At 72.4% G+C, this 14220-nt stretch carries 15 protein-coding genes; 7 read left to right on the top strand and 8 right to left on the bottom strand.

Translation table 11 applies throughout. The features are described 5' to 3' along the window. Positions 1-289 precede the first annotated feature (289 nt). From EXE42_RS08470 to EXE42_RS08480, 3 genes are all read right to left on the bottom strand, one after another. Complete coding sequence (locus tag EXE42_RS08470) at positions 290-973, bottom strand: hypothetical protein (RefSeq protein WP_092920735.1); 684 nt, start codon at positions 971-973, stop codon at positions 290-292. Positions 974-1046: 73 nt separating this feature from the next. After that, positions 1047-3038: a type II secretion system F family protein gene (locus tag EXE42_RS08475; protein WP_137706317.1), complete on the bottom strand. Its 1992-nt coding sequence runs from the start codon at positions 3036-3038 to the stop codon at positions 1047-1049. Continuing rightward, on the bottom strand, positions 3035-5416 hold the full coding sequence (locus EXE42_RS08480; protein ID WP_137694158.1) for a type II/IV secretion system ATPase subunit: 2382 nt from the start codon (positions 5414-5416) through the stop codon (positions 3035-3037). The genes EXE42_RS08475 and EXE42_RS08480 overlap by 4 nt, the downstream gene beginning before the upstream one ends. Before the next feature lie 296 nt (positions 5417-5712). On the opposite strand from EXE42_RS08480, the gene EXE42_RS08485 reads away from it, so the two are divergent. The 4 genes from EXE42_RS08485 (at position 5713) to EXE42_RS08495 (ending at position 9311) form a co-directional block, all read left to right on the top strand. Continuing rightward, complete coding sequence (locus EXE42_RS08485) at positions 5713-6798, top strand: sulfite exporter TauE/SafE family protein (RefSeq protein ID WP_092920738.1); 1086 nt, start codon at positions 5713-5715, stop codon at positions 6796-6798. A 53-nt stretch (positions 6799-6851) separates the two neighbouring features. Then, the gene (locus EXE42_RS08490) at positions 6852-7904 is read left to right on the top strand and encodes a zinc-dependent alcohol dehydrogenase family protein (RefSeq protein WP_137706318.1); all 1053 of its coding nucleotides are present in this window, start codon (positions 6852-6854) and stop codon (positions 7902-7904) included. Positions 7905-7978: 74 nt separating this feature from the next. Further along, complete coding sequence (locus EXE42_RS19280) at positions 7979-8152, top strand: hypothetical protein (RefSeq protein WP_167603338.1); 174 nt, start codon at positions 7979-7981, stop codon at positions 8150-8152. 133 nt (positions 8153-8285) lie between these two features. Continuing rightward, entirely contained in the window at positions 8286-9311 is a 1026-nt protein-coding gene (locus tag EXE42_RS08495; protein WP_137706319.1) for a hypothetical protein, read from the top strand. Positions 9312-9376: 65 nt separating this feature from the next. On the opposite strand, the gene EXE42_RS08500 is transcribed toward EXE42_RS08495, so the two are convergent. Together EXE42_RS08500 and EXE42_RS08510 are read right to left on the bottom strand one after the other, a co-directional pair. Beyond that, positions 9377-10135: a DUF6293 family protein gene (locus EXE42_RS08500; RefSeq protein ID WP_092920741.1), complete on the bottom strand. Its 759-nt coding sequence runs from the start codon at positions 10133-10135 to the stop codon at positions 9377-9379. Between the two features lie 612 nt (positions 10136-10747). Beyond that, on the bottom strand, positions 10748-11116 hold the full coding sequence (locus EXE42_RS08510) for a VOC family protein (RefSeq protein WP_092920742.1): 369 nt from the start codon (positions 11114-11116) through the stop codon (positions 10748-10750). A 160-nt stretch (positions 11117-11276) separates the two neighbouring features. Here EXE42_RS08510 and EXE42_RS08515 point away from each other — a divergent pair, with 160 nt between their 5' ends. From EXE42_RS08515 to EXE42_RS08525, 3 genes are read left to right on the top strand one after another with little or no spacing between them, the layout of a single operon-like run. After that, positions 11277-11927: a class I SAM-dependent methyltransferase gene (locus EXE42_RS08515; RefSeq protein ID WP_092920743.1), complete on the top strand. Its 651-nt coding sequence runs from the start codon at positions 11277-11279 to the stop codon at positions 11925-11927. Continuing rightward, positions 11924-12199 (top strand): hypothetical protein, encoded by a 276-nt coding sequence (locus EXE42_RS08520; protein WP_137706320.1) that lies wholly within the window; start codon positions 11924-11926, stop codon positions 12197-12199. Before EXE42_RS08515 ends, EXE42_RS08520 begins: the two co-directional genes overlap by 4 nt. Before the next feature lie 30 nt (positions 12200-12229). Beyond that, positions 12230-13171, top strand: a complete 942-nt coding sequence (locus tag EXE42_RS08525; protein WP_137706321.1) for an ABC transporter substrate-binding protein — start codon at positions 12230-12232, stop codon at positions 13169-13171. A gap of 85 nt (positions 13172-13256) precedes the next feature. Here EXE42_RS08525 and EXE42_RS08530 read toward each other — a convergent pair whose 3' ends face one another. From EXE42_RS08530 to EXE42_RS08540, 3 genes are read right to left on the bottom strand one after another with little or no spacing between them, the layout of a single operon-like run. Beyond that, on the bottom strand, positions 13257-13472 hold the full coding sequence (locus EXE42_RS08530; protein WP_092920746.1) for a helix-turn-helix transcriptional regulator: 216 nt from the start codon (positions 13470-13472) through the stop codon (positions 13257-13259). After that, entirely contained in the window at positions 13469-13888 is a 420-nt protein-coding gene (locus EXE42_RS08535; protein WP_092921320.1) for a hypothetical protein, read from the bottom strand. The genes EXE42_RS08530 and EXE42_RS08535 overlap by 4 nt, the downstream gene beginning before the upstream one ends. Beyond that, positions 13878-14177 (bottom strand): hypothetical protein, encoded by a 300-nt coding sequence (locus tag EXE42_RS08540; protein ID WP_137694166.1) that lies wholly within the window; start codon positions 14175-14177, stop codon positions 13878-13880. Before EXE42_RS08540 ends, EXE42_RS08535 begins: the two co-directional genes overlap by 11 nt. Positions 14178-14220: the final 43 nt, after the last annotated feature.

Below are 14220 nucleotides of genomic sequence, written 5' to 3' on the forward strand. Positions count from 1 at the left end.
GAGGGAGTCGGGCGGCCGGAGCGAAGCGGAGGCCGGCCGACGAGGCTGGGGAGGCGTGAGGTGCGGCCGCTGTGCGGTGGGGCGGGGCTCAAAGGGGCAGCCGCGAGGGCGAAGGCGCGCGACGCAAGGACCGCAGGAGCGAGCGAAGCGAGTGACGAGGACCGCAGCGAGCGCACCGAGCCGTCGCGGCTGGGGCTTTGGCGGTGTTCGTCGCGGACCCGTCAGTAACTATTTATAAAAGAGCGGCGGGAAATTCGGCGGTGTTCGCCGCCGATCCACCGTGAGCTACTTATAACGACACGTCGGTCTCGATGTCCTCGGTCGCCTCGCGGAGGCCGTCCTCGCGGGCGTCGCTCGCGAGCGACCCCTCGATGTCGGCGTCGGTGAGCAGGTCGCGGAACGCGTCGCGGAAGCGGTCGTTCGCCCGCGTGGAGGCGATATCCGTGCGCGCGACCGCGGCGTACCGGGCGACCGTGTCCGGCGGGGCCTCCAGCTCCTCGGCGCACTCGACGATCGAGTTGCCGGCCGCGGTCAGGCGCTTCAGGTCGGCGTACTCGAAGGGCGGATCGGCGCCCTCCTCGCCCCCGCCGCCGTCCACGTCGACCTCGCGGTCCGACTCGCGGACGAGGTGGAGGTCGAGGCGTGCCTTTCGGACCGTCTCGGCGTCGACCTCGGTATCGCCGTCACCCATCTCCCGCGCTTCGAGCGCCTCCCGGATCGCCGCCGCGATCGCGGCGTCGCCCTCGTCCGCGAACCGGCCGCGGGCGACCAGCGCGTAGGCGGCGTCGTCGAGGGGCGTCGAGAAGCCGTACCGCTCGCGCATCGCGGCGACGAGGTCGCGGAGGCGCTCGTCCGTGGCCTCGTCGTCGCGGTCGACGAGGGTTCCCCGTTCCGCGTCCTGGCGCTCGGTGACCGTCTCGGCGCCGGTGGCCTCGACGAACAGGTCGCGGAGGTCGGCGGTCTTCTCGTCCATGGGGTTCGATATACGCGGGGGCGGCAGAAAAGGGTCGTGTCGGCGCGGCGCCCCCACCGCCGGCGTTGCGACCTCACACCAGCCCACCGACCGTGAACACCACGTAACAGCACGCCACCAGCGCGCCCGAGTGAAGCAGCGCGGCGTAGCGCCCCCGAGCCGCGGTCCCGGCGAACCACCCGGACGCCAGCACCGTCGCCTGCGTGACGACGTACAGCCGGAAGCGCTCCAGTTCCGGATGAACCCCGCTCGGCTTCGAGACCGCCTCCGAGGCGGCGGCGATCTCAGCGAGGCGCGCGGCGTCGACCACCTGCGTGTTCACGACCGCGACGACGCCGGCGACGAGGACCGCCGCGCCCCAGCCGACCGCGATGTACGGCTGCATCGACGAGCGGAGCGCGCGCTGCTCGCTGTACAGCCGCCCGACCTCGATCCGGAGCGTCTCGAACACCGCGTCGGCGTCGCCGCCGGCGTTCAGCGCGCCCGTGACGAGCCCGAGGGTCGCGGCCGCCAGGGGGGTTCCCACGCGGTCGACGAACCGATCGATCGCGGCCGCGCGGACGTCGACCGCGGCCGGTTCCCCGGCGGGGCCGGCGCCCGCTCGGGTCGCCTCCTCGGGCGCCGTCGTCGAGCGCAGCGCGAACGCGAGGTCGGCCACGTCGTCGTCGAGGACGCCGAGGTCCGCGTCGCGCGCGACCGCCGCGACCGCGGCTTCGAGCGGACGCCCCTGCGCGACGTGGCCCGAGACGGCGTGGACGAAGTCGGCCAGCTCGCGGTCCTTCGCGTCGTCGATCCGGGTGCGTCGCGCCGCGACGAGTCCGACCGGCACCGCGAAGGCGGCGTACCCGAGCAGGACGACGTTGACGAGCGTGTAGCCCGCGAGCGCGAGCCAGCCCGCGAGCGCGGCGGCCGGCCCCGCGACGACGACCGCCGTGCTCGCGGGGTTGCGGCCGGCCGTCTCGAGGACCGCCCGCGGGCTCGCGGGCGTCTCGTAGCTCGCGCGCTGGCTCGGCGGCCGGAGCGTCCCGACCGCGACCGCGGCCGCGAGGCCGAACGCGACGAGGAACGCGACCGCCCCGTAGAGGACGACCGCCCGCGTCGGCACCACGCCGACGGGCGTGGGAACCGGCGGGAGCAGCTCGGGGATCACGACCGACAGCGCGGTCGCGCCGATGACGATCAGCGCCGGCAACACCAGCAGGGCGACGAACAGCTCCGTGAGCAGTTCGAGGAACCGCCGGGCCCGCTTCCGGGCGCGGTCCTGTCGGTGGGATAACATTCGGCGCTCGGTCGCGAGGAACTCCGAGAGCGCCGCGTCGCCGGTCGCGGCGTGCTTCCGGAACTTCAACAGGAACGGCGCGAGCAGCTCCCGCGACGGCGTGTCCCGGGCGACCCGCCGGAGCCCCTCGTCTAAGCTCCCGGCGAGGCGGGCGGCGTTGAGCGCCTTTCGCAGCGAGGTCGCGGTGCCGCCGTACGCGTCGCCGTCGGCCGCCTTCCGGAGCATCGCCCGCGGCTCGTCGCTCCCCGAGGAGAGCAGTTCGAGGTACCGCACCGCCCCGGGGAGAGTGCGCTCGATGTCCGTCCGACGCGTCGAGGCCACCCACCGGAGGCCGAGCCCGGCGGCCGCCACGGTCGCGCGCTTCGCGAGGAGCGCGACCGCGACCGCGACGAGCAGCGCGGCCCGCCCGGTCCGGAGCGGGCCGACCGAGTCCGGCGTCGGCGCGGGCGCCGCCGTCGGTCCCGACGAGAGCAGCGCCGCGCCGAACCGCGCCTCGACCGCGGCCGCGACCGCGGGCGCGGCCCCCGCGGCGACGACCAACGCCGGGAGGAAGACGGCGACCGCGACGACCCACGAGAGGCCGTAGGCCCGCGAGAGGTACGTCTCGAAGCCGGTGTCGAGCGCGGTGCCGCGGTACCGCTTCCGATCGGCGTCGTGTCGGCGGTCGCTCGCGTGCCGCGCGAACAGCGCGTAGCAGACGCGGTCGAGGACCGCCAGCCGGCCGCCCGTCGCGAGCGACTCGTTCGCGCCCGCCCCGGCCGTCCCGGTCGTGCGACGCCGGCTCACCGCCGCCCCTCCTCCGCGCGCTCGGCTCTCTCGTCGCCCCGATCCATCGTCCGGGCGGCGCGCTCGACGGTCGCCGCCTCGTCGGTGCGCAGGTCGGCGAGGAACTCGAAGAGCTCGTCCGGGCCGTCGACCCCGTCCCGCACGAGGTACTCGACGTACCGGCGCTTCGATTCGAACTCGGCGGCGACGGCCTCGCGGTCCCGATCGGTCCGGTTCGCGATCCGGTCGAACACGCGGAACCGCGGGCCACCCCCGCGACCGCCGCCCGGAGCGTCGCTCGACCGAGTCGCGCCCGCTCCCTCGGCTCCGTCGCCGCCCGGGGCACCGGGGAATCGGAACGCCCCGTCGCCGTCGCGCCAGGCGACCGTGTTGTAGGGGACGGACTCTGCGCCGGTCTCGACGACGCCCGCCCCGCCCCGTTTCGGGTCGCCGGTCGGGCTCCGTTTCGCCTCCGGGTCGAGGCCGTCGTACGCGGCCTCGGAGAGGGGTTCGATCGCCCGGGAGACGTAGCGCTCGCCGTCGACCTGTCGGGGGAAGACGACGAGGTCGACCTCGCGGAGCAGACGGGCGGACAGGTCCCGGTCGCGGAGGCGGTTGGCCAGCGCCTCGACGTCTTCCGCGTGCGTCGTCCCGATCACGCCGTGGCCGGTGTTCAGGCTCTCCGCGAAGGTCTCGAAGCTCTCGGGCGTGTTGATCTCGGCTATCACCTCGACGTCGGGATTCAGGTAGTTGGCTTCGGTCATCAGCTCCGCCATGCCCACCGACTTGTAGGCGTCCTCGTGGTCCCGGGTGGTGAGCGAGACGCCCGTCTCGTGGGGAAGTCGGACCTCGCGGGACCCCTCGTCGACGGAGACCGGGCGGGCGTCGAAGGGGATGAACGGCGCGTGGGCGTTCAGCAGCGTCGTCTTTCCCACGCCGGTCGGGCCGGCGAAGAGGACGACGCCGCGGTGTTCGTACAGCAGCCACAAGAGCGTCACCAGGTCGGACGACAGCGTTCCCCGACCGATCAGGTCGACCGGTGTGAGCGCGTCCGCCCGCTGCTTCCGGATCGAGACGTGCGGGCCGCCCTCGGAGATGACCGGGAGCGCCACCGCACACCGGATCGTCTGTGGCACCCCGTCCAGTTCGAGGTTCACCTTCGCGGAGGGCGTCGAGGCGTTCAGCTCCGTGCCGTCGCGGGCGGCGATCCCCGTGACGACGTTGACGAACGTCGTCTCCTCTCCGAACGCGAGGTTCGTCGGGATACGGGCGCCGGCTTCGGGGGCGTCGTCGGCCTCGAAGCTCTCCGCCTCGCCCGCCGCGCCCGAAAGCATCGACGCCCGCGGAACGACCTTCACGCGCTCGCCGACGCGGTTCGCCTCCACGTCTTCGAGGTGGGGGTCGCGGATCGGGACCGTGAGGATCCCCTCCCCGACGAAGTCGCGCAACACGTAGTACGCCAGGTCGTCGAGCCGGTCGCGGGCGTACCGCGAGTCGACCGGCGGCGCGGCGAGCCCCCGGTCAGCGAGCGCCGACCTCACCCGGTGGACCGCGGCGTCGAACCACTCGCGGGTGTTACGCGCGGTCAGCCGCCGCGAGAGGAATCGGCGCGCGCGGGCGGCGACGAACGACTCGCGGTCCTCCACCACGTCGCTCACGGTGGTCTCCCAGATCCGCGATTTACACTCTTCGATGAGCGCCTCGTCGCCCGGGAGCAGGTCCGGTTCCAACACGGCGTACTTCGTCTCGAACGCGTCGGAGCCGAGCAGCCGCTCGCGGTAGACGACCACGTCGACCGCGAGCCCGGCGAACTCGACGGCGTACTGCGCAAGTCGCTCGGCGGCCACCCGTTCGACGTAGTCGGCGTCCGCGTCGATGCCGGTCTCGAGCGGGGCGAACGTCTCGGTGTGGACCACCAGTTCGCGGTCGTCTCCGATGTCGGCCACCGCGATCCGGTCGTCCAAGGCGACCGGGGTGAGCTCGCCGAGCAGCCGGAACTCCCGCAGCGCGTGGTAATCGATCCGCCGGCGCGCGGCAGCGCTCGCGTCGACCAGTCGGTCGATCGCCTGCTCGTACTTCGATTCGAACCCGCGCTCGGCGCGCTCGACGACGCCGACCCGCGTGAGCGGGCGGCGGTGGCCGACCGCCGAGAAGTGGTTGCGGACGCGCTCGAGCGCGCGCTCGTCGGCGGGCGACAGCGGCGGCTCGCGGACGTCGTAGCCGAACCGCCCGCCGTCGCGCTCGCGGACCGTCGCGACCACGCCGGGAGCCGCCTCGTACTGCGCCCGGACGTCGGGCGCGTACCACGCCTCCGGGTCGTCCGGCGGCACCGGCGCCGGGACGGAGTCGTCGGCGTCGCCCGACTCCTCGCCGATCCGCAGGGTTGGGCCGTCACTCACCGTGCCGTCCCCCGCGCTCGCAGAGCGCCCGTCGTCGTCCCCGAACCGCCGCGCGCCGCGGTCCCGATCTTCCGCGTCATCGTTCGATCCACGGGTGACCGACGGCTCCGTTTAACCGTTTCTTTTCTGTCACAGTGCGTTCATTTCGGGCCGCGGAAACGTTCGATCGGCCGTTCGTCCTTCGCCGTCACGAAGGCCGCTACGGCGGAATCATAGACGTTGACGATCGTTCATAACTATCGTGACGTGTGGAAACGAATTTATGACATCACACGTAATTCGCGTTCCACGCCTCAATGAGCACGTCACTGTCGAGCGACGTTCAGCGCGCCTTTCTGCGCTATCAGCACGTCTTCGTGTTCCTCGCCCCGCTCCTGTTCGTCGCGGGGGTGTACGCCTTCGCGCCGACGCCCCCCGACGCCGGGGTCGGCTACTGGACCGAGTACTGGTGGCTGTTCCTGGCGTTCGCCACCGGCGCCACCGTCGTCAACACCGTCGGAATAAGCGGGTCGGCGCTGTTCGTGCCGTTCCTCATCTTCGTCTTCCCGCTGGTCGCGTATCCCCTGGAGCCGACGACGCTGGTACAGATCGGGCTCATCAGCGAGTCGTTCGGCCTGTCGAGCTCGTCGCTCGCGTTCATCCAGTACGGGCTCGTCGACCGGCGTCTCTCGCTGTCGCTCGTGCTGGGGGGTATCCCCTTCGTGGTCGGCGGGGCGCTGCTCTCCTTCGTCATCCCCGAGCCCCTGTTCCACGCGCTGTTGGGGATCGCCCTGCTGGCGGCCGCGTACCTGCTTTTCAAGGCCAATCTGGCTCACGGCGACCCGACCGAAAGCGAGGCGGACGAGGAGGTCGCGACCGACGGCGGGTCGGCGCGGGACCTCCCCGACGACGAGAACAAGCTCGGGCCCGCGGGCGTCGACACCGACGACTCCGGCACCGTCACCCGCGTCGACCGCGACGGCGACGACTACACGTACTCCCGGGGCGGCTACCTCGAACGGTTCCTCAACTACAGCGTCGGCGGGGTGTTCCAGGGGCTCGCCGGCTTCGGCATCGGCGAGCTCGGGATCATCTCGATGCTCCGCACGCAGGTGCCGGTGCGCGTCGCCATCGGCACGAACCACATCGTCGTCGCGACGACGGCCGTGCTGGCCTCGGTGGTTCACGTGTTCGGCGGCGGACTGGTCGGCGGCCACGCGATCGACCTGGCGACGACGCCGTGGAACATGGTCGTCTGGACGGTCCCGGCGACGACGCTCGGCGGCCAGGTCGCGCCGTACGTCTCGACGGCGCTGGACACGGGGACGATCAAGGCGGGCGTGGGCGGGCTGTTCGCGGTCATCGCCGTCGCGCTGTTCGCGATGGCCGGCGGCGGGATCTGAGCCGACGGGATCGCTGACGCCGCGCTTTTGTGCGTTCGCGCCGCATCGACGGTATGCGCGCAGCCGTCTTCAACGGCCCCGGCGAGATCGGCGTCGAAGAGCGACCCCGCCCCGAGATCGAGGCCCCCACGGACGCGATCGTCCGCGTCACCCACACCGCGATCTGCGGCTCCGACCTCTGGTTCTACCGCGGCGACAGCGACCGCGACGCAGGCTCCCCGGTCGGCCACGAGCCGATGGGAATCGTCGAGGCGGTGGGCGACGACGTCACCGCCGTCGACCCGGGCGACCGCGTCCTCGCCCCCTTCGCCATCTCCTGTGGCGAGTGCGAGTTCTGCCGGAAGGGGCTCCACACGTCCTGCGAGAACGGCGACTCGTGGGGCGGCGACAACGGCGGCGGCCAGGGCGAGTACGTCCGCTCGACCCACGCCAACGGCACCCTCGTCCGCGTCCCAGACCGGCACGCCGACGACGAGGACACGCTCCGGTCGCTACTCCCGCTCACCGACGTCATGGGCACCGGCCATCACGCGGCCGTCAGCGCGGGCGTCGAGGAGGGGTCGACCGTGGCCGTCATCGGTGACGGCGCGGTCGGGCTCTGCGGCGTCCTCGCGGCCCGCCGGCTCGGCGCCGAGCGCATCGTCGCGGTCGGGCACCACGAGGACCGCCTCGAACTCGCCGCGGAGTTCGGCGCCACCGAGACCGTCTCCGAGCGCGGCGAGGCCGCCGTCGAGCGGATCCGCGAGCTCACGTACGGCGGGCCGAACCACGTGATGGAGTGCGTCGGCGCCGCGAGCGCGATGAACACCGCGATCGACGCCGTCCGTCCCGGCGGGACGATCGGGTACGTCGGCGTCCCCTACGGCGTCGAGGAGGCGGGACTCGACGTGTTCGGCATGTTCGGCCAGAACGTCACGCTCGCGGGCGGCGTCGCCCCCGTCCGCGCGTACGCCGAGGAGCTGATGACGGACGTGCTCCAGGGGACGCTCGACCCCGCGCCGGTCTTCACCGAGACGGTCGGCCTCGACGACGTGGCCGAAGGGTACCGGATGATGGACGAGCGCGAGGCGATCAAGGTGCTGGTGAAGCCCCACGGCGACGCGTAACCGGCCGCGAGAACGTGTCTCCCGTTCGATTCGGCGTAACCTTTAGAAGCGTTCGTCCCTTGCTACTCGTTGTCATGTGTCACCACCACGACGAGGCGATGACCTGGGAGGAGGTCCAGGCGCGTCACCGGTCCGAGGAGGCGGACGAGCTCGACGACACCCCCGACGTCGACGCGGTCGACGAGCCGGCGGGCGAGACGGAGGAGACCGAGCCCCCGGCGGAGCCGCGCGCCCCGGCCGACGACTGACGCGGTCGGGCACGACCCCGCCTCGAACCCCGATTTTCTATCGTGCGTCGCCGGCCCCGAGCGACCGCCCCATCTCGGCCTCGTCCGACTCCCGAACCACAAATTTACAACTGCTTCTCATGTATTCCGGTCCGTGCCTCCCTCCGCCCGAACGGTCGCGATCATCGCCCTCCTCGTCGTCGGTCTCGGACTCAGCTTCGCCTTCCACGCGACGGCGGGCGACACGCAGATCACTTACGAGGCGACGGCCGTCGAACCCGGCGAGGACCCGGCCCCGGTCGCGGACGCGTCGCGCAACGTCACCGACCTCGACGAGCGGCTCGCCGACACCCCTGAGCGGTACAGGGAGCCGGTCCGGACCGCCGCCGCGACCGGATCGTTCGCGGGGTCGCTCTCGCCGGAGCTGTACACCGCGATCGGGGACGTGGAACCGCCGTACGTCGCGTACGACGGGACCTACTACGAGTGGTCGCTCTCGACGCGCGGCGAGACGACGAACGCGACGATCGAGATGCGGGAGACCGACCCCGAGACGGTGTTCGACGCCGTCGCGCGCCCGGTCGCCAACGCGTCGCCCGGCGTGCGGACCGCCATCGACGAGGGGACCGCGACGAACGCGACCATCCGGTCGGGACTGTACCGGCAGGACGGGGCGTACTACGCCGTCGCGGTCGAAAGCGAGGCGGCCGTCTTCGCGCAGGTCGCGAGCGCCGCCGTCGGCTTCGTCCTCACGCCGGTCGGCCGCGGGTACGTCGCGGTCGCGCTCGGCCTCCTCGCGTACCGCTACCGAGAGCCGACGCGCGACCGCCTCCTCACCCCGCGTCGAGCCGCCGCGGTCGCCGCGCTCGGGCTCCCGGTCGCGCTCGCCGGCACCGCCCTGTTCGAGAGCGGTTCGCTCTCCCGCTTCGTCACCGGCCCCGCGAGCGCGACCGTCGTCGCGTCGGGCGCCCTCGCCGGCGTGCTCGCCGCGCAGCGACGCTGGGCCTTGCTCGCCGGTGTGACGCTCGGGATCGGGCTCCTCGCCACGGCGGCGATCGCGGGCGCGCTCGGGGTCGTCGGGCTGGTCTTCGGGCCGCTCGCGGTGCTGTTCGGCGTCGTGACGGGCGCTGTTCCGTTCGGGTACGGGTACTGGTTCGCACGGCCCGCCCCGAACGCGTAGGCGTGGGCAGGCTGCGGTGCCGGATTCGTGAGGCCGCGGGGGTGAGTCATCGATCGCGGCTCGACTCAGTCGCGGAGCAGGTAGCGGAACGCGCGCAGGTGGTTCGATCCGCTCTCGGTGACGGAAAGGTATTGATACTTGGAGTGTTCCTCGACCTCGAGGAACCCGCGGCTCTCAAGCGGCTCGACGACGTGCGTGTTGAGCCGCCGGTAGTACCCGCGTTTCGGGTTCTGAACCCCATCGGTGTCGTAGCGCTCGACGAAAGGGAGGCCTTCCCGGCGGCCGTAGTCGATGAGTTCTCTCTTGGTGACGGGCTGGTTCCGTTCGACGTACGCGAGGACGGCGACGCGTTCGGCGTTCGGCTCCTCGATCGGGTACTTCGGGAGTGTCTCCGGTGGCTTCGCGCCCGAGGCCACCGGTCGCTCCTCGCCGCCCGCGTACTCCTCCGCGTGGACGTAGTACGGGATCGCGCCGGTGACCATACAGGCGATCATCCCGCCGATCGCGGTCACCTTCGACCCCGACGCGAGGTTCACGTAGACGTTGTGGTCACGGAGACGGTTCGAGATCTCGGCGATCGTCCCGAGCGAACTGAAGAGATTGAAGATGTCGCACTCGACGGTCTCGGTCCGAATCCCTTCGTCTCGAACGCGTTGACGGGCCGTCTCGTGGTATGACGGTCGGTCGACGCCCTCTTTGTCGGCGTCGGGTTCGAGGAGGATCACCTCGTCGGCGTTCCCGTCGACGACCGGACGGACGATCCGGTCCAATTCGTATCCCAGCGGAACGATATGGACACGTTTCGGCACGTCGAGATCGTTCATATATCAGCTGATTATCGGGACGATATTGACGATTATGATCACATTGTCGTTTGTTTTGTCTGTGTCAGCGTAATTCATATCCGACCGAGGGCGTTGTATCCGATCGCCGACAAAGGTCCCCGCAGACGTGTGTTCTCCCCCTCTACCCGAACAACGCGGGTCGGCGTTCCGTCGGTCGCCCCGTTCGGCCCTCCCCCCCCCGTCTCGGTGACCGCCGGTTTCGTCGCCTGAGACCTCGTCGGCGAACGCAGTATTCTTTTCACGGTCGTCCGGCCCACGTCCGACCTCGGCGACCCCGATCCGCCCTCCGGTTGCCACCGTGCCGAGTCCGCCAGATCGCGACGAGGACATGATGCGCTCGGCGGCCGACAGCGACGCTGCCGAGGTGTTCCTCGACTGGGGGACGCGGTGGCGCCGAACGGCAAGCCGGTCGCCCGCGAGCCGCTGGTCGCGGCCGCCCGTGATGGGGACTGGGGCGGCACGGTGTTGAGCTTCCGGAAGAACGGCATCGACACGCGGTGGTGGTACGAGGACCTGATCTCCGTCGGCGGCGAGGCAGGCGCACAGTGTCGATCGCGTCCCGGACCTCATTTCCGAACCGGCCGCGACCGATCAGAGCGACTCGATCAGCTCGACGACGTGGCCGTCGGGGTCCTTCACGAAGGCGACCCGCGCGCCGGCCTCCGGGTGGTCGGTCGGCGCCTCCACGACGCCGTGGTGATCGACGTCCTCGAACGCCGCGTCCACGTCGTCGACGCCGACGGCGACGTGGTCGTAGCGGTCGCCGTCCGCGCTCGGCGCCTCCCCGGGCGTGTCCGACAGCTGGAACTCGACGCCGTTGCCGTCCGCGACGTACACGTTGCGCGTGTCGCCGTCCGCGACCGTGAACTCCCAGGAGCGCTCGAACCCGAGCTCGTCGACGTACCAGTCGGCGGCCCGGTCGGCGTCCGCCACGTTCAGGCAGGTGTGGAGAATCTCCATGCGTCGGCGTCGCGCGGCAGCGGCATAAATGCCCGACCGTCGTCTCGCCGGCCCCGCGTCGTTACGGGCGAGTCGTCGGTTCGCTGACCCCCGCGCAGCCGACGCCCCATCCTCGCCGATTCGCCCGAGCAATCTTGTCGCTCGCGCTCGTACGCCCCGCATGGACCGCAACGCGGTGCGCCGCGCGTGGGACGAGGTCGCGGAGACGTACGCCGCCCGCCGCGACCCCGACGGCTCGGACGCGGCGCTGATCGACGACCTGCGCGACGCCCTCGCGGACGACCCCGAGACCGACTCCGCCGCCGATCCGTCCGTCCTCGACGTGGGCTGCGGCGACGGCGCCCGCACGCTCGCGAACCTGCCGCCGGGCAGCGTCGGACTCGACGTCTCCCGGCGCGGGCTCGAGCTCGCGGCCGAGACGGTGCCCGACGCCCGCCTCGTCCACGGCGAGATGTCCGCGCTCCCGTTCGCGGCCGACCGCTTCGACGCGGTCACGGCGTACCACGCGGTGTTTCACGTCGAGCGCGAGCGCCACCCCGAGGTGTACGACGAGTTCGCCCGCGTCCTCCGCCCGGGTGGCCGGGTTCTCATGACCCTCCCGAGCGGCCGGTTCGAGACGGTTCGCCGCGGCTGGATGGGCGGGGAGATGTTCTTCTCCGCGCCCGGCCGCGAGCGCACGCTCGACCAGCTCCGGGCGGCGGGGTTCACCGACGTCGAGACGCGGACCGCGACCGACCCCCTCGGGAGTAGTACCGAGTTCGCGTTCGCGAGGCTGGCGGGCGAGGGCAAAGAGGACCGAACGCAGCCGTGACCGACCCCGACGAGGTCCCCCACGACGTGCGGGCGAGCCTCGACCAACTGCTCGCGGAGGCGCGGGCGGCCGCCGAGCGCGGCGACGCCGACACCGCGCGCGCCCTGCTCGACACCGCGGAGACGGTGGCGACGAACAAGCTCCCACCCGGCGAGCGGCGTGACCGGGTCCGGTGGGGCTGTGCGGCCGCGCGCGACGCCCTCCCGAACGGCGACCTCGCGGCCGCGTACGCGGCGGCGGCCGCCGACGTCGTCGGCGAGCCGAACCCCTGACTTTTGGTCCCCGAGCGCCTCCCCTCACGTATGCGCGTCGCCTCCCTCCTCCCCTCCGCCACCGAGACGCTGTTCGCGCTCGGCGTCGAGCCGGTCGGCGTGTCGCACAGCGGCGACCACCCGCCCGCGGCCCGCGACCTGCCGACGCTGACGAGCACGGTCGTCGACCACGCCGACCGCTCCGCGGCCGACATCGACGAGCAGATGCGCGAGGTCGACGGCGCCGTCTACGACCTCGACGAGGATCGGCTCGCCGCCCTCGACCCCGACCTGCTCGTCACGCAGGCGACCTGCGACGTCTGCGCGGTCGACGCGAGCGAGGTCCGCGCGGCCGCCGCGCGCCTCGACCCCGAGCCCGACGTGCTCGCCTTGGACCCCCACTCGTTCGGGGACGCGCTCGACGACGTGGCGCGGATCGGCGCCGCGGTCGGCGAGGAAGCGGCCGCGAGCGACCTCCGCGACGAGGTCCGCGGGCGCGTCGAGACCGTCCGCGAGCGCGCCGAGCGGGCGGTCGCCGACGAAGGACGCCCTTGCGTCGCCGTCCTCGACTGGACCGACCCGCCGCTCCGGGCGGGCCACTGGGTGCGCGACATGGTCGAACTCGCGGGCGGCGACCCCGCGTTCCAGCCGGACGGCCCCTCCGAGCCGGTGGCGTGGGAGGACCTGCGGGCACACGACCCGGAGGCGCTCGTCGTCGCGCCCTGCGGGTTCGACCGCGACCGCGCCGTCGACGCGGTCGACGACCTCGCGGCACGGCCCGGGTCCGACGAGATCGCGGCGGTCGTGGAGGGTCGCGTCTACGCCGTCGACGGCAACGGGCTGTTCAACCGACCGAGCCACCGGCTCGTCGACTCGCTGGAGGCGCTGTTCGCGTGTCTCCATCCCGATCACGCCGCGACCGAGCCGGGCGACCGCGAACGGATCGCGCGCGTCGACGCGGCGACCTCCTCGGTGCGCGCCGACGGCGGGTGACGTCGACGCGGCGTCGGGCCTCTCCCGTGGAGAACACCGTCCGGGGGCGCGAATCCACGCGTCGACGCCGATTCCCGTCCGCCACTCACTCCCGGGGCGGCTCCCAGTCGAGGTCGGGGTCGAACAGCTCCTCGATGTGGCAGTCGAAGAACCGCGCGAGCTTGAACGCGAGCTCGACGGAGGGGTCGTAGCGGTCCCGCTCGATGGCGTTGACCGTCTGTCGGGACACCTCCAGCGCGGCCGCGAGGTCGCCCTGACTGAGCCCCGCCGCCTCCCGGCGCTCGCGGACGTCGTTTCTCATGCGTACCGCCGGGCGAGGTATGCGAGCCCGAAGACGCCGAAGGTGGTCGCGACGCCGAACAGCGCCCCGTCGACGACCGGCGGGACGGTCAGCCGGCCCGTCTGCTCCAGGGCGGCGGCCGCCGGTGCCCCGACGATGAGCGCGCCGCCGACCACGCGCAGGGCGTCGTAGCTGGCGCGGCGCTCCAGGGCGCAGTCGCGCTCGTCGAACAGCGTCATCGGCGCCGCCCGCCGGACCGCGAAGAAGCCGACGACCCCCAGCCAGTAGACGCCGACGGCGACCAGCGGGAAGCCGGCGGCGTCGGCGGTCAACAGGCCGGCGACGCCGCCGAGCAGCGACCCCGTCGACAGCCGGCGGTAGCGGGTCCGGGCCGCGAGCCAGTCCTCGCTCGACGGCCCGGTGGCGTCAGCAGGCACCGGCACCGCCTCGGTCGGCGACCCCGACCACCCGCTCGGCGAGCACCCACAGCACCAGCGCGGCGGTCAGCACCACCGCGTGGGCGACGGCGCCGTCCGAGACGGGCAGCAGGCCGGCGAAGTACACCAGCCAGGGGCCGCCCAGCGCGAGTCCGGCGACGACGGTGCGGACCCATCCGGGGACGCTCAACAGCGGATCGGCCGCGGCGAACCGCCGCTCGGCGTACGCTCCGACGGCGAACAGCACCAGTATGTAGCCGAGCGCGACGGCGGTGACGGGCTCTATCATGCGGGCTCACCTCCCTGACCGGCCGCGGGCGCGGGGACCCGGA

This window comes from Halorubrum sp. SP3 (genome assembly GCF_005435195.1).
GTDB classification, from domain to species: Archaea; Halobacteriota; Halobacteria; order Halobacteriales; family Haloferacaceae; genus Halorubrum; species Halorubrum sodomense.